Source organism: Romboutsia hominis, assembly GCF_900002575.1.
Lineage (GTDB): Bacteria > Bacillota > Clostridia > Peptostreptococcales > Peptostreptococcaceae > Romboutsia_C > Romboutsia_C hominis.
The window spans coordinates 2820453-2834952 of the sequence record NZ_LN650648.1 but is presented as its reverse complement, the minus strand read 5'-3'; the positions used below and the strand labels follow the sequence as shown (position 1 = coordinate 2834952).

At 30.0% G+C, this 14500-nt stretch carries 15 protein-coding genes; all 15 read left to right on the top strand.

Going from position 1 to position 14500, the window contains the following annotated elements:
• The first annotated feature begins 10 nt into the window (after positions 1 to 10).
• The 15 genes from ispE to greA all read left to right on the top strand — a co-directional run bounded on the left by ispE (position 11) and on the right by greA (position 14498).
• A complete protein-coding gene (gene ispE / locus FRIFI_RS13780; protein ID WP_092921536.1) occupies positions 11 to 892 on the top strand; it encodes a 4-(cytidine 5'-diphospho)-2-C-methyl-D-erythritol kinase in 882 nt (293 codons plus the stop codon).
• On the top strand, positions 885 to 1565 hold the full coding sequence (locus FRIFI_RS13775) for a GntR family transcriptional regulator (RefSeq protein ID WP_092921534.1): 681 nt from the start codon (positions 885 to 887) through the stop codon (positions 1563 to 1565). The genes ispE and FRIFI_RS13775 overlap by 8 nt, the downstream gene beginning before the upstream one ends.
• A gap of 180 nt (positions 1566 to 1745) precedes the next feature.
• Positions 1746 to 2402, top strand: coding sequence for a stage II sporulation protein R (gene spoIIR / locus FRIFI_RS13770; protein WP_092921532.1), 657 nt, complete (start codon positions 1746 to 1748; stop codon positions 2400 to 2402).
• 63 nt (positions 2403 to 2465) lie between these two features.
• Entirely contained in the window at positions 2466 to 2933 is a 468-nt protein-coding gene (locus FRIFI_RS13765) for a cell wall hydrolase (protein WP_092921726.1), read from the top strand.
• Between the two features lie 140 nt (positions 2934 to 3073).
• Positions 3074 to 4141 (top strand): D-alanine--D-alanine ligase family protein, encoded by a 1068-nt coding sequence (locus FRIFI_RS13760; RefSeq protein ID WP_092921530.1) that lies wholly within the window; start codon positions 3074 to 3076, stop codon positions 4139 to 4141.
• A gap of 14 nt (positions 4142 to 4155) precedes the next feature.
• On the top strand, positions 4156 to 4965 hold the full coding sequence (gene murI, locus FRIFI_RS13755; protein WP_166506305.1) for a glutamate racemase: 810 nt from the start codon (positions 4156 to 4158) through the stop codon (positions 4963 to 4965).
• A 61-nt stretch (positions 4966 to 5026) separates the two neighbouring features.
• Positions 5027 to 5443, top strand: coding sequence for a YwiB family protein (locus FRIFI_RS13750; protein ID WP_092921526.1), 417 nt, complete (start codon positions 5027 to 5029; stop codon positions 5441 to 5443).
• Positions 5444 to 5623: 180 nt separating this feature from the next.
• The gene (tilS, locus tag FRIFI_RS13745) at positions 5624 to 7009 is read left to right on the top strand and encodes a tRNA lysidine(34) synthetase TilS (protein ID WP_092921524.1); all 1386 of its coding nucleotides are present in this window, start codon (positions 5624 to 5626) and stop codon (positions 7007 to 7009) included.
• A gap of 31 nt (positions 7010 to 7040) precedes the next feature.
• Positions 7041 to 8987: an ATP-dependent zinc metalloprotease FtsH gene (ftsH, locus tag FRIFI_RS13740; RefSeq protein WP_166506121.1), complete on the top strand. Its 1947-nt coding sequence runs from the start codon at positions 7041 to 7043 to the stop codon at positions 8985 to 8987.
• 337 nt (positions 8988 to 9324) lie between these two features.
• Entirely contained in the window at positions 9325 to 10302 is a 978-nt protein-coding gene (locus tag FRIFI_RS13735; protein ID WP_166506120.1) for a biotin--[acetyl-CoA-carboxylase] ligase, read from the top strand.
• A complete protein-coding gene (locus FRIFI_RS13730) occupies positions 10295 to 11254 on the top strand; it encodes a P1 family peptidase (RefSeq protein ID WP_166506119.1) in 960 nt (319 codons plus the stop codon). The genes FRIFI_RS13735 and FRIFI_RS13730 overlap by 8 nt, the downstream gene beginning before the upstream one ends.
• A gap of 156 nt (positions 11255 to 11410) precedes the next feature.
• The gene (locus FRIFI_RS13725; protein ID WP_242977260.1) at positions 11411 to 12010 is read left to right on the top strand and encodes an ECF transporter S component; all 600 of its coding nucleotides are present in this window, start codon (positions 11411 to 11413) and stop codon (positions 12008 to 12010) included.
• Between the two features lie 18 nt (positions 12011 to 12028).
• A complete protein-coding gene (locus tag FRIFI_RS13720; RefSeq protein ID WP_092921516.1) occupies positions 12029 to 12799 on the top strand; it encodes a type III pantothenate kinase in 771 nt (256 codons plus the stop codon).
• 142 nt (positions 12800 to 12941) lie between these two features.
• Positions 12942 to 13916, top strand: coding sequence for a tRNA dihydrouridine synthase DusB (gene dusB / locus FRIFI_RS13715; RefSeq protein WP_092921722.1), 975 nt, complete (start codon positions 12942 to 12944; stop codon positions 13914 to 13916).
• Positions 13917 to 14018: 102 nt separating this feature from the next.
• Positions 14019 to 14498, top strand: coding sequence for a transcription elongation factor GreA (gene greA / locus FRIFI_RS13710; protein ID WP_092921514.1), 480 nt, complete (start codon positions 14019 to 14021; stop codon positions 14496 to 14498).
• The last annotated feature ends 2 nt before the right edge of the window (positions 14499 to 14500 follow it).

The window sequence follows — 14500 nt, the reverse complement described above, 5'->3', positions numbered from 1 at the left end:
GGAGGATATGATGAATTCTATAGAATTAAAAAGTAGAGCAAAAATTAATCTATCTATAGATGTGCTAGGAAAAAGAGACGACGGGTACCATCTAGTAGAAATGATAATGCAGACAATTGACTTGTATGATGTTATAAAGATAAAGCAATTAGATACAAATGACGTCGTTATAAAGAGTAATAGTAGCCATATACCACTAGATAATGACAATATAGTATACAAAGCTATTGAACTTTTAAGGCAAAGATTCAATATAAATAAAGGGATTGAGGTATTTATAGAGAAAAATATACCTGTAGCAGCAGGTATGGCAGGTGGGAGTTCAAATGCAGCAGCAGTATTAGTTGGACTTAACAAACTATGGAAATTAAATTTAACAGAGCAAGAGTTACAGGAGCTAGGTTTAAAGTTAGGAGCAGATGTTCCATACTGTATTTCTGGGAAAACTGCATTAGCAGAAGGAATTGGAGAAAAACTTAGTTACATAAAAGGGCTGCCTAAAAATATAAGTATACTTATATGTAAGCCTAACCTATTTGTGTCTACAAAAGATGTATATCAAGGTTTAGACTTAAATAATATAGAAAATAGACCTAATAATAAACTTTTAATTGAGTGTCTAGAAAAAGGGGATATAGATTCCTTATCAAAAAATATGTCAAATGTATTAGAAAATGTAACTAGTAAAATTCATAAGGAAATAAATGAAATAGAAGAAATAATGATGGCTAATAGTGCTTTAGGTTCTATGATGAGTGGTAGTGGACCTACAGTATTTGGATTATTTGATAAATCTGAAAATGCACTAAAGTGTAAAGACATACTATTACAGCAATATTCTCAAGTATATGTTGTAAGCAGTAGTGAAAAAGGAGTTGAAATTTGTGGATAACTTAACTAAATTAAATCTAGATGATTATAAGCCACTAAGAGATGTAGTATTTGAAAATCTTAGAGAAGCAATAGTAGAAGGAAAGTTAAATCCAGGACAAAGATTAATGGAGGTTCAGCTAGCAGAACAGTTAGGCGTAAGTAGAACTCCAGTTAGAGAAGCTATAAGAAAACTTGAGTTAGAAGGGCTTGTTGTTATGTTACCTAGAAAAGGTGCTTATGTAGCTAATATGTCATTAAAAGATATAATAGACGTATTAGAAATAAGAGCAACACTAGAAGGGTTAGCATCATCTTTAGCAGCAGAAAGAATAAATCCAGAAAATATAAAAGAACTTGAAAAAATAGCGAAAGAATTTGAAGAAAGTGCTAAAAGCTCAGATGTTGATGCCCTTCTTAAAAAAGATGTAGAATTTCATGAGTGTATATTTAAATCAACTAACAATAAAAAACTTCATCAGTTGATAAATTCTTTATGGGAGCAAGTATACAGATTTAGAGAGACATACATAGCTGATTATGAAACAGTGAAAAATATAATAGATGAACATAAAGCTATTGTAGATGCAATAAAAAAGGGAGATAATGAACTTGCTAAGAAATATGCTAAAGAGCATATTGAAAAAGCAGAAAACTTTATGATAGAAAGAACAGTGAATAATAAAGAAATTTAAAAGAAGGTAAAACCTTCTTTTTTTATTGTAACAAAATAAAAAAATTTCTATTTTTTATAAACAAATTAAAAATAGAATTCTTATGTGTGATATAAAGTAATTTAAAATTCAAATGCAAAAGTATAAAAAAGTGCAGATTGGATATACTCAAAATAGAAATATTTTGAGGGGGAAATAATTATGAATAAGATAAGGATAAGATTGATAATATTAGTATTAAGTCTTATAGGCGTTATAAGCCTAATGACACTAACTATAAATGGAGAGGTCAAAAATATAAATTCATTATCAGAAAATTATAAAGATAAGTTAATTAGATTTCATGTTATAGCAAATAGTGATTCAGATGAAGATCAAGAACTAAAGCTAAAAGTAAGGGATGCGGTTATTGAGTATCTTCAACCTAAACTATCAAAATCAAAAAATATAAGCCAAAGTGAAGAAATAATAAAGAATGAATATGACCAAATAGAAAAAATAAGTGAGAATATTATAAAAGAAAATGGATATACTTATGACATAAAGGTAGGGATAGAATATAGTAATTTTCCAACTAAGCAATATTCAAGTGTAGTTCTTCCAGCAGGGGAATATAAGGCTTTGAAGATAGTTATCGGAGAGGGAACAGGCAAAAATTGGTGGTGCGTAATGTTTCCACCTTTATGTTTTATAGATGAAGAAAATGGAGTTATAGATAAGGCTACAGATGAAAAGTTAAAGGAAGTATTAACTGAAGAAGAATACAATTTAATAACTCATAAAACTAAAGAAGAAGTTAGTAGAGTAGAAGTTAAATTTAAAATAGCAGAAATCATAGATTCAATATTAAAAAACTAAAGGAGTGACATAAGAATGGGCAGGTGCTATAAATCTATAGTATCGTTAATTATTTTATTCTACATGTTGTTATGTACGAATGTGGTACTAGCAGAAGGAAAAGATTTAGGAACAAGTGAAGTACCTACTGTAGAAGAAGGTATTACCAAAAAACAAGAAAAGGAAGTTTTAAACATAACAAATGATGAGCTTTTATTGTTATCTAGATTAGTGTCAGGAGAAGCCAGAGGAGAATCTTATGAGGGTCAGGTAGCAGTAGCGGCAGTTGTTATAAATAGAGTAAAAGATCCTAGATTTCCAAATACAATAAGAGATGTTATATATCAGAAAAATGCTTTTTCTGTTGTAAATGATGGTTCAATAAAAATGGATCCAACAGAAAGTGCATATAAAGCAGCAAGAGAAGCTTTATATGGAACCGATCCAACTAACGAATCTATATATTTTTGGAATCCAGATATAGCCACTTGCAAGTGGATAAAAACTTTGAGTCCTCATATGAGAATAGGGAACCATGTGTTTGCAAAATAATAGTGAAAATTGATGAAAAATGCGCAAAAAGGAGCTTGGCTCCTTTATTTTTTTGTTATAATGGACTATAATAATCATTTAGATAGTAAAATGCATATAATATTTGAATTAGAAAATAAACCAGAAAGGTGAGATTGTTAATGAGCAAACTTAATGTGGCTTTAATATTTGGTGGAAAATCAGGAGAGCATGAAGTTTCTTTATCTTCAACTGCTTCAATATATAAACATATAGATAAAAATAAATACAATGTATTCACAATAGGGATAACTAAAGATGGAAGATGGATGTATTATGAAGGTAGTGAAGAAAACATAAAAAATGGACAATGGGAGAATTTGGCTAATAAAAATGTTGAAATAAACCTTATACCTGTTGGAAATAGAGAAGTAGGTATAAAATTTGAAGATGGAAGATTTGAAAAGATAGACGTATTATTCCCAGTTTTACATGGACCATATGGAGAAGATGGTAAAATACAAGGATTATTTGAGATAAGCCAAATACCATATGTTGGTTGTGGTGTTTTAGCTTCAAGCGTTGGTATGGATAAACTTGTATGTAAAAAAGTATTCTCTCAAATGGGATTACCCCAAGTAAATTATACTTATACAACTAAAATAGTATTTAACAATAACACAGAAGAAGAACTAAACAAAATAGAAAGAGAGCTAGATTATCCTGTATTTGTAAAACCTGCTAATTTAGGTTCAAGTGTTGGTATATCTAAAGCAACAAATAGAAAAGAACTTTTAAATGGAATAAATGAAGCTTTAAAATTCGATTCAAGAATAGTTTTAGAGCAAGGTGTAGATGCAAGAGAAATAGAAGTTTCTGTTTTAGGAAATGAAGAAGTTAAGGCTTCTATAGCAGGAGAAATAAAGCCAGCTAAAGATTTCTATGATTATGAGGATAAATATATAAACGGAGCATCTACTTATGAAATACCAGCTAAAATAAGTGATGCAGATATGGAAAATATAAGAAAGATGGCAGTAGATGCATTTAAAGGAATAGATGGTAAAGGACTTTCAAGAGTAGACTTCTTTATAGACAGAAAGTCAGGAGAAATATTCATAAATGAAATAAACACATTACCAGGGTTTACTAATATAAGTATGTATCCTAAAATGTGGGAAGTAACAGGATTAGAATATTCTAATCTAATAGATAAATTAATAGAGTTAGCAATAGACTCTAAGAAGTAAAGCAGGTGTTTATGATGAGTGATAGACCTATAGGGGTATTTGATTCTGGATTAGGTGGATTAACAGTCTTAAAAGAAATAATGAAAATCTTACCTAATGAAAATATAATCTACTTTGGGGATACAGCAAGGGTTCCCTATGGTCCTAGATCAAAGGATACAGTAATGAAATATACCTTCCAAGCAATAAACTTTTTAATATCTAAAGGTGTAAAAGCTATTGTTATAGCTTGTAATACAGCTACTGCTAGATGCTTAAAAGAGGCTAATGAAAAATATGATATACCTATAATAGGTGTTATAGAAGCAGGAGCTAGAACAGCTGCATATTCTACAAAAAATAAAATAGTAGGTGTTATTGGAACAGAAGGTACGGTACGTTCTAAAACTTATAATGCAGAAATAGCTAAAATAGATAAAGATATAAAGATAATAGATAAGGCTTGCAATTTATTTGTGCCAATAGTAGAGGAAGGTTGGGCAAATACAGAAATAGCTAGACTAACAGCTGAAAAATATTTAGAAGAGCTAGTTAATGAAGGGATAGACTCTTTAGTGCTAGGATGCACTCACTACCCAATATTAAAGAGAACTATTGGAGAATATGTTGGAGAAGATATTAAATTAGTGAATCCAGCTAAAGAAACTGCTATGGATTTGAAAAAAGTACTAGAAGAAGAAGATATATTAAGAAAAGATGGTAATGAAAGAGCATATTATGAATACTATGTCTCTGATATACCTGAAAAATTCGCTAGTATAGCCACAGAGTTTATAAAAAGAGATATAGATAATGTAAATCATGTTGAAATACAAAAGTACTAATCAACAAATATAAACTTTAGATATTATCTAAAGTTTATATTTGTTTTAGGAGGAAAAAGAAGTGAATGCTAAAATAAATATAGTTACAACACAATATGAAAAGAAAAGAGTACTAGATACTATTAGACAACAGGCTGATGCAAACATATACTATAAAAATGAAGATTTATATGTAGTTTATAAGGAAGTGGAAATGGATAAACCAACTACAACAACTATTAAAATATCTGATAATAAGGTTAGTATAAAGAAGTTCGGTGAAGTAAATTCTACTATGAATTTTGAAAAGGGAGTTGTAAATGAAAGTAAATATAGAACTCCACAAGGTTTATTTATAATAGAGACTAAAACAAGAGATTTAAAAATAGATAAAAAAGCAGAAAACTGCATAAAATTAAATATAGATTATGACATAAATATAATGGATTTGTTTAACGGTAGAAATAAAATAGATATTTTGTTAGAAATTAAAGAATAATAGAAATATATAAATTTTATAAAGGTAGTTAAAGTACTACCTTTTATTTAATTTATTTGGTATTATAATAACTATACTAAACTTTGAATGTTTTAAAAAACGTACAAGGGTTTATAGTTTTTTTATAGAAACTTTATACATAAAAAGTTACTAAAAACTAGATGTAAGAGGTATTAATATATGATATTTGAAAAAGTACTAAGTACTATAAATAAATATAATCTAATAGAAAATGGAGATAAAATAGTTTTAGGACTTTCTGGGGGACCAGACTCTGTTTGTCTATTACATATACTTTATAGACTAAAAGAAAAACTAGATATAGAAGTATATGCAGCTCATTTAAATCACCAAATAAGAGGTATAGAAGCACAAAAAGATGCACTATATATAACTCAACTTTGTGAAAATTTAGGAGTAACATCCTTTGTTAAATCTATAGATGTACCTAAGTACTGTAAAGAAAATGGTTTATCTGTAGAAGAAGGTGCAAGAAAACTTAGATATGAAATGTTTGAAGAAATAAAGCAAAAGACAAAATCTAATAAGATAGCTATAGGTCATAACTTAAATGATCAAGCAGAAACTATACTTATGAGAATAATGAGAGGGACTGGACTTCAAGGATTAAGAGGAATAGAATATATAAGAGACAACAATATAATAAGACCTATATTAGATATAGATAGAAAAGATATAGAAGCTTATTGTGAAGAATACGAATTAAATCCAAGAATAGATCATACAAATCTAGAAACTATATACACCAGAAATAAAATAAGATTAGAACTTATACCATATATGAAGGATAATTTTAATCCAAATGTAATAGAATCTATAGTAAGAATGAGTAATAGTTTAAAAACTGACAGCGATTATATCCAAGAAGAATCAGAAATTAAATTTAAAGAAGTTTCCAATTTACAAGAAGATGCCTGCGAAATAGATATACAAAAGTATTCAAAACTTCATGATGCTATCAAGGTAAGGGTATTAAGAAAAGGTATAAAACATATACTTGGAGATACTAACTTTGTAGACCAAAAGCATATAGAAGACATTATGCAATTAGAAGATAATAAAAAGATAGATAAAATGATAACCCTTCCAAGGGGGATATTTGCATATAGAAGAAAAAATACTATACTATTAATTAATAAAGAAATAGTTAACGAAACTATAGAGTTTTGTTATAATTTACCTAGTAACGGTTTTATTAAAGTAAAAGAACTTAATTTAGTTTTAGAAACTCAAACAATGAATATAGATAGATATAAGAGTATGAAACTAGATAAGAAATCTAAAGGTTTTGATTTTGATAAAGTAAAAGGGGGTATAGTAGTAAGAAGTAGAAAAGAAGGCGATAAGATAAAGCTTTCAGCAGGAAGCAAAAAAATAAAAGACTTATTTATAGATTTAAAAATACCTAGAGAAGAAAGATGCAATGTACCTATAATAGTAGATGAGCAAGGTATCTTATGTGTAGGTGATTATAAAAATAGTGAAAATTACAAAATAGACAATAGTACAAAGGAAGTCTTAAAGATTACCTTTAAGAAAATATAGAATAAAACGATATAGGAAAGGAGGACTTCTTTTGAATAAATTTTTCAAGGGAATAGGTTTCTACCTACTAATATTTATAATCATAGTAGGAATAGTACAGTTTTCAGGAAAACCTACTGAAAAGATAGAAAATATGCAGTTCTCTAAGGTATATAGAGAATTAGAAAAAGGAAATGTATCAAGAATACATTTTGTTGATGGGACTGCAGTAGAAGGAACTATAAAAAACTCTAACGTAAAGTTTAGGTCATATGTTCCAAAAGAAGTAATGGGAGATAAATTAGCTAATGAAATCTTAAGCCAAGCTATGGAAGGTAAATTAGTGTTTGGTGGAGAGCCAAGACCATCAACTCCTTGGTTTGTAGAAATGTTACCGACACTATTATTAATATTCTTCATGGTAATAATATGGTTTGTCTTCATGAATCAGTCTCAAGGCGGAGGCGGAAAGGTTATGAACTTCGGTAAGTCAAAAGCTAAAGTTCATAAAGATGACGAAAAAACTAGAGTTACATTTAAAGATGTAGCAGGTTTAAATGAAGAAAAAGAAGATTTACAAGAAGTTGTAGACTTCTTGAAAAACCCTAAAAAGTATATTGATTTAGGAGCAAGAATACCAAAAGGTATACTTATGGTAGGTCCTCCGGGTACAGGTAAGACTTACTTATCAAGAGCAGTTGCAGGAGAAGCAGGAGTTCCATTCTTTAGTATAAGTGGTTCTGACTTCGTTGAAATGTTTGTTGGGGTAGGGGCATCTAGAGTTAGAGACCTATTTGAACAAGCTAAAAAGAATGCACCAGCTATAATATTTATAGACGAAATAGATGCTGTTGGTAGAAAAAGAGGAGCAGGTCTTGGTGGAGGTCATGATGAGAGAGAACAAACACTTAACCAACTTCTAGTTGAAATGGATGGTTTTGGTGTTAATCAAGGAATCATAATAATGGCTGCAACTAATAGACCAGATATACTTGATCCAGCATTACTTAGACCAGGAAGATTTGATAGACAGGTAGTTGTAGGAGCACCAGATGTTAAAGGTAGAGAAGCTATATTTAAGGTTCATTCTAAGAATAAGCCATTAGCAGATGATGTTAATATTGAAGTTTTAGCTAAGAGAACACCTGGATTTACTCCAGCAGATATAGAGAACTTAATGAATGAGGCTGCTATATTAACAGCTAGAAAAAGAGAAAAGAAAATCCAAATGGAAACAATAGAAGAAGCTATAACAAAAGTTATAGCAGGTGTTGCTAAGAAGTCTAGAGTAATAAGTGAACCTGAAAGAAGACTTACAGCATATCATGAAGCAGGTCATGCCGTTTGTGCGCATGTACTTGAACATGTAAGCCCAGTTCATCAAGTTACAATAGTACCAAGAGGAAGAGCAGGAGGATTTACTATGCAACTTCCTGTTGAAGATAAATTCTATGCAACGAAGAATGAAATGAAAGAAAACATAGTTGTCTTACTAGGTGGTAGAGTTGCTGAAGAATTAGTTTTAGATGATATATCTACGGGAGCATCAAATGACTTAGAAAGAGTAGCATCTACAGCTAGAAGTATGGTTACTAAATATGGAATGAGTTCAAAGCTTGGACCTATGGCATTTGGTGATCAAGAGGATGAGGTATTCCTAGGAAATAGCTTCAATTCTAAAAAGAATTACTCAGAAGAAATAGCTTATGAAATAGATAAGGAAGTAAGCAGAATAGTTGATGAAGCTTATGCTAGAACTAAAAAATTACTACAAGATAATATGGATAGTTTAGAGTATATAGCTCAAGCATTATTAGTACATGAAACTTTAGATGCAGAGCAATTTATAAAAGCTTTTGATAAAGAATTGCCTTTAGAAAATAATGAATCTAAAGTTGATACAACTGCTATAACAACAGAAGAGTCTGAAGTAAAATATAATAACCTAGAAAATACTACAAATGAAGACACTACTCAAAATGATATAGATAACAAGTAGTATAAAAAAGAACCTTGATTAATCAAGGTTCTTTTTTATACTATAAATCTATAATGCATTTAGTATATTAATAAAATATAAAATTAAAGCTAATAGAATAGGTTATAAATCTTTTTATAATGAATGGTGATATTTTTGTTCTCATTGAATAGATAAAGCTTTAGAGTGTTAAATAAATAGTTATTTTGTTAGAATGCTAATTAATGTAATGTTGATTAAAAATAAATTAAAATTAAAAGTTATTTGAAATGTGAAAATATTAATAGATAATGTATAATTAGTTATAAATTAAAAAAGTAATACGGTTGTATAAAGTTTTTATAGATAGAGGTGAAGGATGAGAAAGAAGATAATACAAGAAATATTAGATAATAAAAGTAAATTTATTTCAGGGGAAGAATTATCTAAAAAATTAGGAATATCTAGAACAGCTGTTTGGAAACATATAAAATCTCTTAGAGAAGAGGGATATAATATTGAATCAGTAAACAAGAAAGGATATAGATTGATAGAAAAGCCTGATGATTTACTTACTTATGATAATATATACCATAATCTACATACTAAAATTTTAGGTAAGAAAATTATTCATTTCGACACAATTGATTCTACAAATGATTATGCTAAGAAGATAGGTAATGAAGAGTCTGAAGGTGCAGTTATTATAAGCGAAGAGCAAACAAAAGGTAGAGGTAGGCTAGGTAGGAATTGGCATTCTAATTCATATGAAGGAATATGGATGAGTATAATACTTAAACCAAATATAGTTCCATATAAGGCACCATTCATAACATTAATAGCAGGAGCAAGTATAGTGGAAGCTTTAAATAAGCTAGGTGTAAATGCTAAAATCAAATGGCCAAACGACATTATATTAAATGAAAAAAAAATATGTGGAATATTAACTGAACTATCTGCAGAAATAGAAAGAATTAATCATATTGTCTTAGGTATTGGAATAAATGTAAAAACTATGGAGTTTTCCCAGGAAATATGTGATGTAGCTACATCTCTATATAAGGAAAATTATATTGTATCTAGAGTCGATATAGTAAGGAATATATTATTAGAATTTGAAAGTCTGTATCTAGAGTATATAAATAATAATTCAAAAGAAAAAGTTTTAGATATTTGTAGAAGACATTCAGCTATAATTGGAAAGGAAATATACACCATAAGAGGCGAAGAAAAAGAATTAGTTAGATGTTTAGATATAAATGAAGAGGGAAATTTAATTATAAAGAGAAATGATGGTTCTATTAAAGAGATTATATCAGGAGAGATTTCTATAAGGGGGATTAAAGGATATGTATAACAATATTTTAGATGTAAAAGGTATAAAAGTAGGTCAAGTTCAAGATACTGAAGGGTTAACAGGATGTACTGTTGTTATATGTGAAGAAGGTGCTACATGTGGAGTAGATGTTAGAGGTTCAGCGCCGGGTACAAGAGAAACTGATTTATTAGATCCTATAAATATGATACAAAAAGTACATGCAGTTGTTCTGTCTGGTGGCTCTGCATTTGGATTAGAATCTACATGTGGAGTAAGCAAATATTTGGAAGAACATAATATAGGGTTTGATGTTGGAGTAGCTAAAGTACCTATAGTAGTTGGAGCTGTATTATTTGATTTAATAGTAGGGGATCCAAAATGTAGACCAAATATAGATATGGGGTATAAGGCTTGTGAAGTTGCCACAGATAAAGAGTTAAGACAAGGTAATTATGGTGCAGGATGTGGAGCTACAGTAGGAAAGATAAGAGGACCAGAATACTGTATGAAAGGTGGAATAGGAAGCTATTCTATAGAATTAGAAAATGGATTAGTTGTATCTGCATTAGTTGCTGTAAATGCTTTTGGAGATGTGTATGAAGATGGGAAATTAATAGCTGGGGTTTTAGATGATAGTAAAAAGAAAAATCTTAGCACTTATGATATTTTGAAAGAAGGATTCTCAAAAGGTGGATTTAGCATAGATAACACTACTATAGGGGTAGTTATTACTAATGCTAAGCTGGATAAAGCAGGGTGCAAGAAAGTATCTCAAGTGGCACATAATGGTTATGCAAAATCTATATTCCCTATACATACACCTCATGATGGAGATACAATTTTCACAATGGCTACAGGGGAAATAGAGTCAGATATAACTTTAGTTAGTTCTATAGCTACAGAGGTTGTAGAAAAAAGTGTAATAAATGCAATAAAAAATGCAAATTCTATAAAGAATATACCTTCATATAAAGAAATAATAGGAAACTAAGAATTGTTGACAATGTTATTTCCTATTGATACAATTATTCTTGTTACAGCTGGCATCCTTGAGATATAGGAGCCTGACTTGATATCAAGGGAATTAAAAAAACTAAATAATTTAAGAAGTCCGGCATCTTTATGAGCTGGAACGGAGGTGTATTTTATGAACGTGCAAACAAAAGCTACAAAAAATGTGAACGTAAGAAAGATGGCTATAATAGGTGTGCTTTCCGCAGTATCTATTATGATGTCAATGATACCAGGGATAGGGTATATACCTATAGGACCCACTAATGCAACTATAATGCATGTACCTGTTATCATAGGTTCAATTATAGAAGGTCCTATAGTTGGAGCTACAGTAGGGTTTATATTTGGTCTGACTAGCCTTATAAAGGCATTGACTCAACCTACGATAACATCTTTCGCATTTATTAATCCACTAGTGTCTATACTTCCAAGAGTGTTGATAGGAATACTAGCGTATTATATATATGAATTCGCCATGAAGTTAACTAAAAAAGCATCTATATCAGGATTATTAGCCGGAGGATTAGGTTCTATAATAAACACAGCAGGTGTTTTAGGCATGATTTATATCTTATATGGAGCTAGGTTTGCTGAAGTAAGTGGGGCAAGTGCTTCTACTGCAGGAACATTTATATTTACTCTTGCAGCAACAAATGGTATACCTGAAGCGATAATTGGAGCTTTAGTAGTATCACCTGTTATAATGGCCCTAAAAAAAGTCATCAAAAGGTAGAAAGAAGGTTAATAATAAATGCTTTTAGTATTTGATGTTGGAAATACCAATATGGTTTTAGGTATATATAAAGAAAAACAGTTAATAAAAGACTGGAGAATAAACACAGACAAAGAAAAGACGTCTGATGAATATGGAATGTTAATAAGTAACTTATTTAAATTTGATAATATAGATATAAATGAAATAGAGGATATAATAATATCTTCAGTTGTACCAAATGTAATGCATTCTCTTGAAAATTTTTGTATAAAATACTGTAACATAAATCCTAAGATAGTTGGTCCTGGGATAAAAACAGGATTGAATATAAAATACGACAATCCTAAGCAAGTAGGGGCAGATAGAATTGTAAATGCTGTTGCTGGTATAGAAAAGTACAAATATCCACTTATAATAGTTGATTTTGGAACAGCTACAACATTCTGTGCTATATCTGATAAAGGTGAATACTTAGGAGGTACTATAGCTCCAGGGATAAAGATATCAAGTGAAGCTTTATTCCAAAGAGCATCAAAACTTCCTAGAGTTGAACTTATAAAACCAGGAACTACAGTATGCAAAAATACTGTATCAGCTATGCAAGCTGGAATAGTTTATGGATATGTGGGATTAGTTGATAAGATAATAGAAATGATGAAAAAAGAACTTGATTATGAAAACATAAAAGTTGTTGCTACAGGAGGATTATCAACTCTTATAGCATCAGAAACAGATTCTATAGACTATGTAGATAAATACTTAACTTTAGAAGGATTAAGATTAATATACGAGAAGAACAAAGAATAGAGGGAATTGGGTTATTTGCCCAATTCTTTTTTTGAATAAATCAATTTCAAAATATGTATCTAAATTATGAATTTTGTGATAATGAATTAATTTATGGATATATATAAATAATAAAAATACATCATATAGGAGGAGACAAATGATAAAAATAGGAAATTTAGAGCTTGAAAATAAAGTCTTTTTATCGCCAATGGCTGGTGTAACAGACTTACCATTTAGGCTTATATGTAAAGAACAAAACTGTGGAATGCTTTATACGGAAATGATAAATGCTAAGGCATTATGTTATGATGATGAGAATACTAAAAAAATGCTTAAAATAGAAGATGCAGAGCATCCAGTAGCAGTTCAAATATTTGGCTCAGACCCAGAGTTTATGGGAAGGGCTGCTCAAATAATGAATGAATACCCAAATGAAGTATTAGATATAAATATGGGATGTCCAGCACCTAAAGTTGTTAAAAATGGTGATGGATCAGCTCTTATGAAAAATCCTAAGCTCGCTGAAGAAGTTTTAAAGGCCGTAGTTAAAAATTCAGATAAGCCAGTAACTTTAAAAATAAGAAAAGGTTGGGACGACAATAGCATAAATGCAGTGGAGATAGCTAAAATAGCAGAAGCTTGTGGTATAAGTGCTTTAGCTATACATGGTAGAACTAGAGAACAATATTATTCTGGAAAAGCAGATTGGGATATAATAGGTGAAATAAAGAAAAATATAAGTATACCTGTCATAGGAAATGGAGATGTATTTACAGTAGAAGATGCTAGAAATATATTAGACAAAACAAATTGTGATGCTATAATGATAGGTAGAGGGGCTCAAGGTAACCCATGGATATTCAAGAGAATAAATCATTACATGCAAACTGGTGAGATATTACCAGAACCAACATTAGAAGAAAAGATAAACACTTCTATTAAACATTTAGATTTAGCGGTAAAAGAGCATGGAGAATATGTTGCTGTAAGAGAAATGAGAAAGCATATAGGTTGGTACCTAAAAGGACTTAAAAACTCTGCTAGAGTTAGAGATGAAATAAATAAGATAGAAAGCCATGAAGAAGTAGTATCTAAGCTACGTGAGTATATGGAAGACTGCTTGACATTGAAATAAGAGTAACTTATAATATAGCGCATAAATTAAAAATGTATATTTTGAGCAAAATTTAAAAATTGGGCTTATGCCCAAATACATAGTGAAGGAGTTGTAGGGGTCATGGAAGATAAGAAAGAAATACTGTTAACTCAAGAAGGATTCGATAAGTTAGAGGAAGAAGTAGAGTTTTTAAAAACTGTAAGAAGAAGAGAAGTTGCTGATAGAATAAAGGTAGCTATATCTTTTGGAGATATATCTGAAAACTCTGAGTATGATGAAGCTAAGAATGAGCAAGCTCAAGTTGAAGAGAGAATAATGAAGTTAGAAAGTATGATAAGAAGAGCTGTTATCATAGATGAAAGTCAAATAGATGTTAATGTTGTTACTATAGGTTCAATAGTTAAAGTAAACGATGTTGAATTTGATGAAGAAGTTGAATATACAATAGTAGGTTCAGCAGAAGCAGACCCATATGAAGGAAGAATATCAAATGAATCTCCTGTAGGAAAAGCTCTTTTAGGAAGAACTATAGGAGATGTTGTAGAAGTACAAGTACCAGACGGAGTTGCTAAGTTTGAAATATTAGAAATAAAAAGATAATA

Bases quoted from the DNA above. Each gene is read 5' to 3' on its own strand.
- ispE (WP_092921536.1), top strand. From the start codon at position 11: ATGAATTCTATAGAATTAAAAAGTAGAGCAAAAATTAATCTATCTATA.
- spoIIR (WP_092921532.1), top strand. From the start codon at position 1,746: ATGAATAAGATAAGGATAAGATTGATAATATTAGTATTAAGTCTTATA.
- FRIFI_RS13765 (WP_092921726.1), top strand. From the start codon at position 2,466: ATGTTGTTATGTACGAATGTGGTACTAGCAGAAGGAAAAGATTTAGGA.
- FRIFI_RS13760 (WP_092921530.1), top strand. From the start codon at position 3,074: ATGAGCAAACTTAATGTGGCTTTAATATTTGGTGGAAAATCAGGAGAG.
- murI (WP_166506305.1), top strand. From the start codon at position 4,156: ATGAGTGATAGACCTATAGGGGTATTTGATTCTGGATTAGGTGGATTA.
- tilS (WP_092921524.1), top strand. From the start codon at position 5,624: ATGATATTTGAAAAAGTACTAAGTACTATAAATAAATATAATCTAATA.
- FRIFI_RS13735 (WP_166506120.1), top strand. From the start codon at position 9,325: ATGAGAAAGAAGATAATACAAGAAATATTAGATAATAAAAGTAAATTT.
- FRIFI_RS13730 (WP_166506119.1), top strand. From the start codon at position 10,295: ATGTATAACAATATTTTAGATGTAAAAGGTATAAAAGTAGGTCAAGTT.
- FRIFI_RS13725 (WP_242977260.1), top strand. From the start codon at position 11,411: ATGAACGTGCAAACAAAAGCTACAAAAAATGTGAACGTAAGAAAGATG.
- FRIFI_RS13720 (WP_092921516.1), top strand. From the start codon at position 12,029: ATGCTTTTAGTATTTGATGTTGGAAATACCAATATGGTTTTAGGTATA.
- greA (WP_092921514.1), top strand. From the start codon at position 14,019: ATGGAAGATAAGAAAGAAATACTGTTAACTCAAGAAGGATTCGATAAG.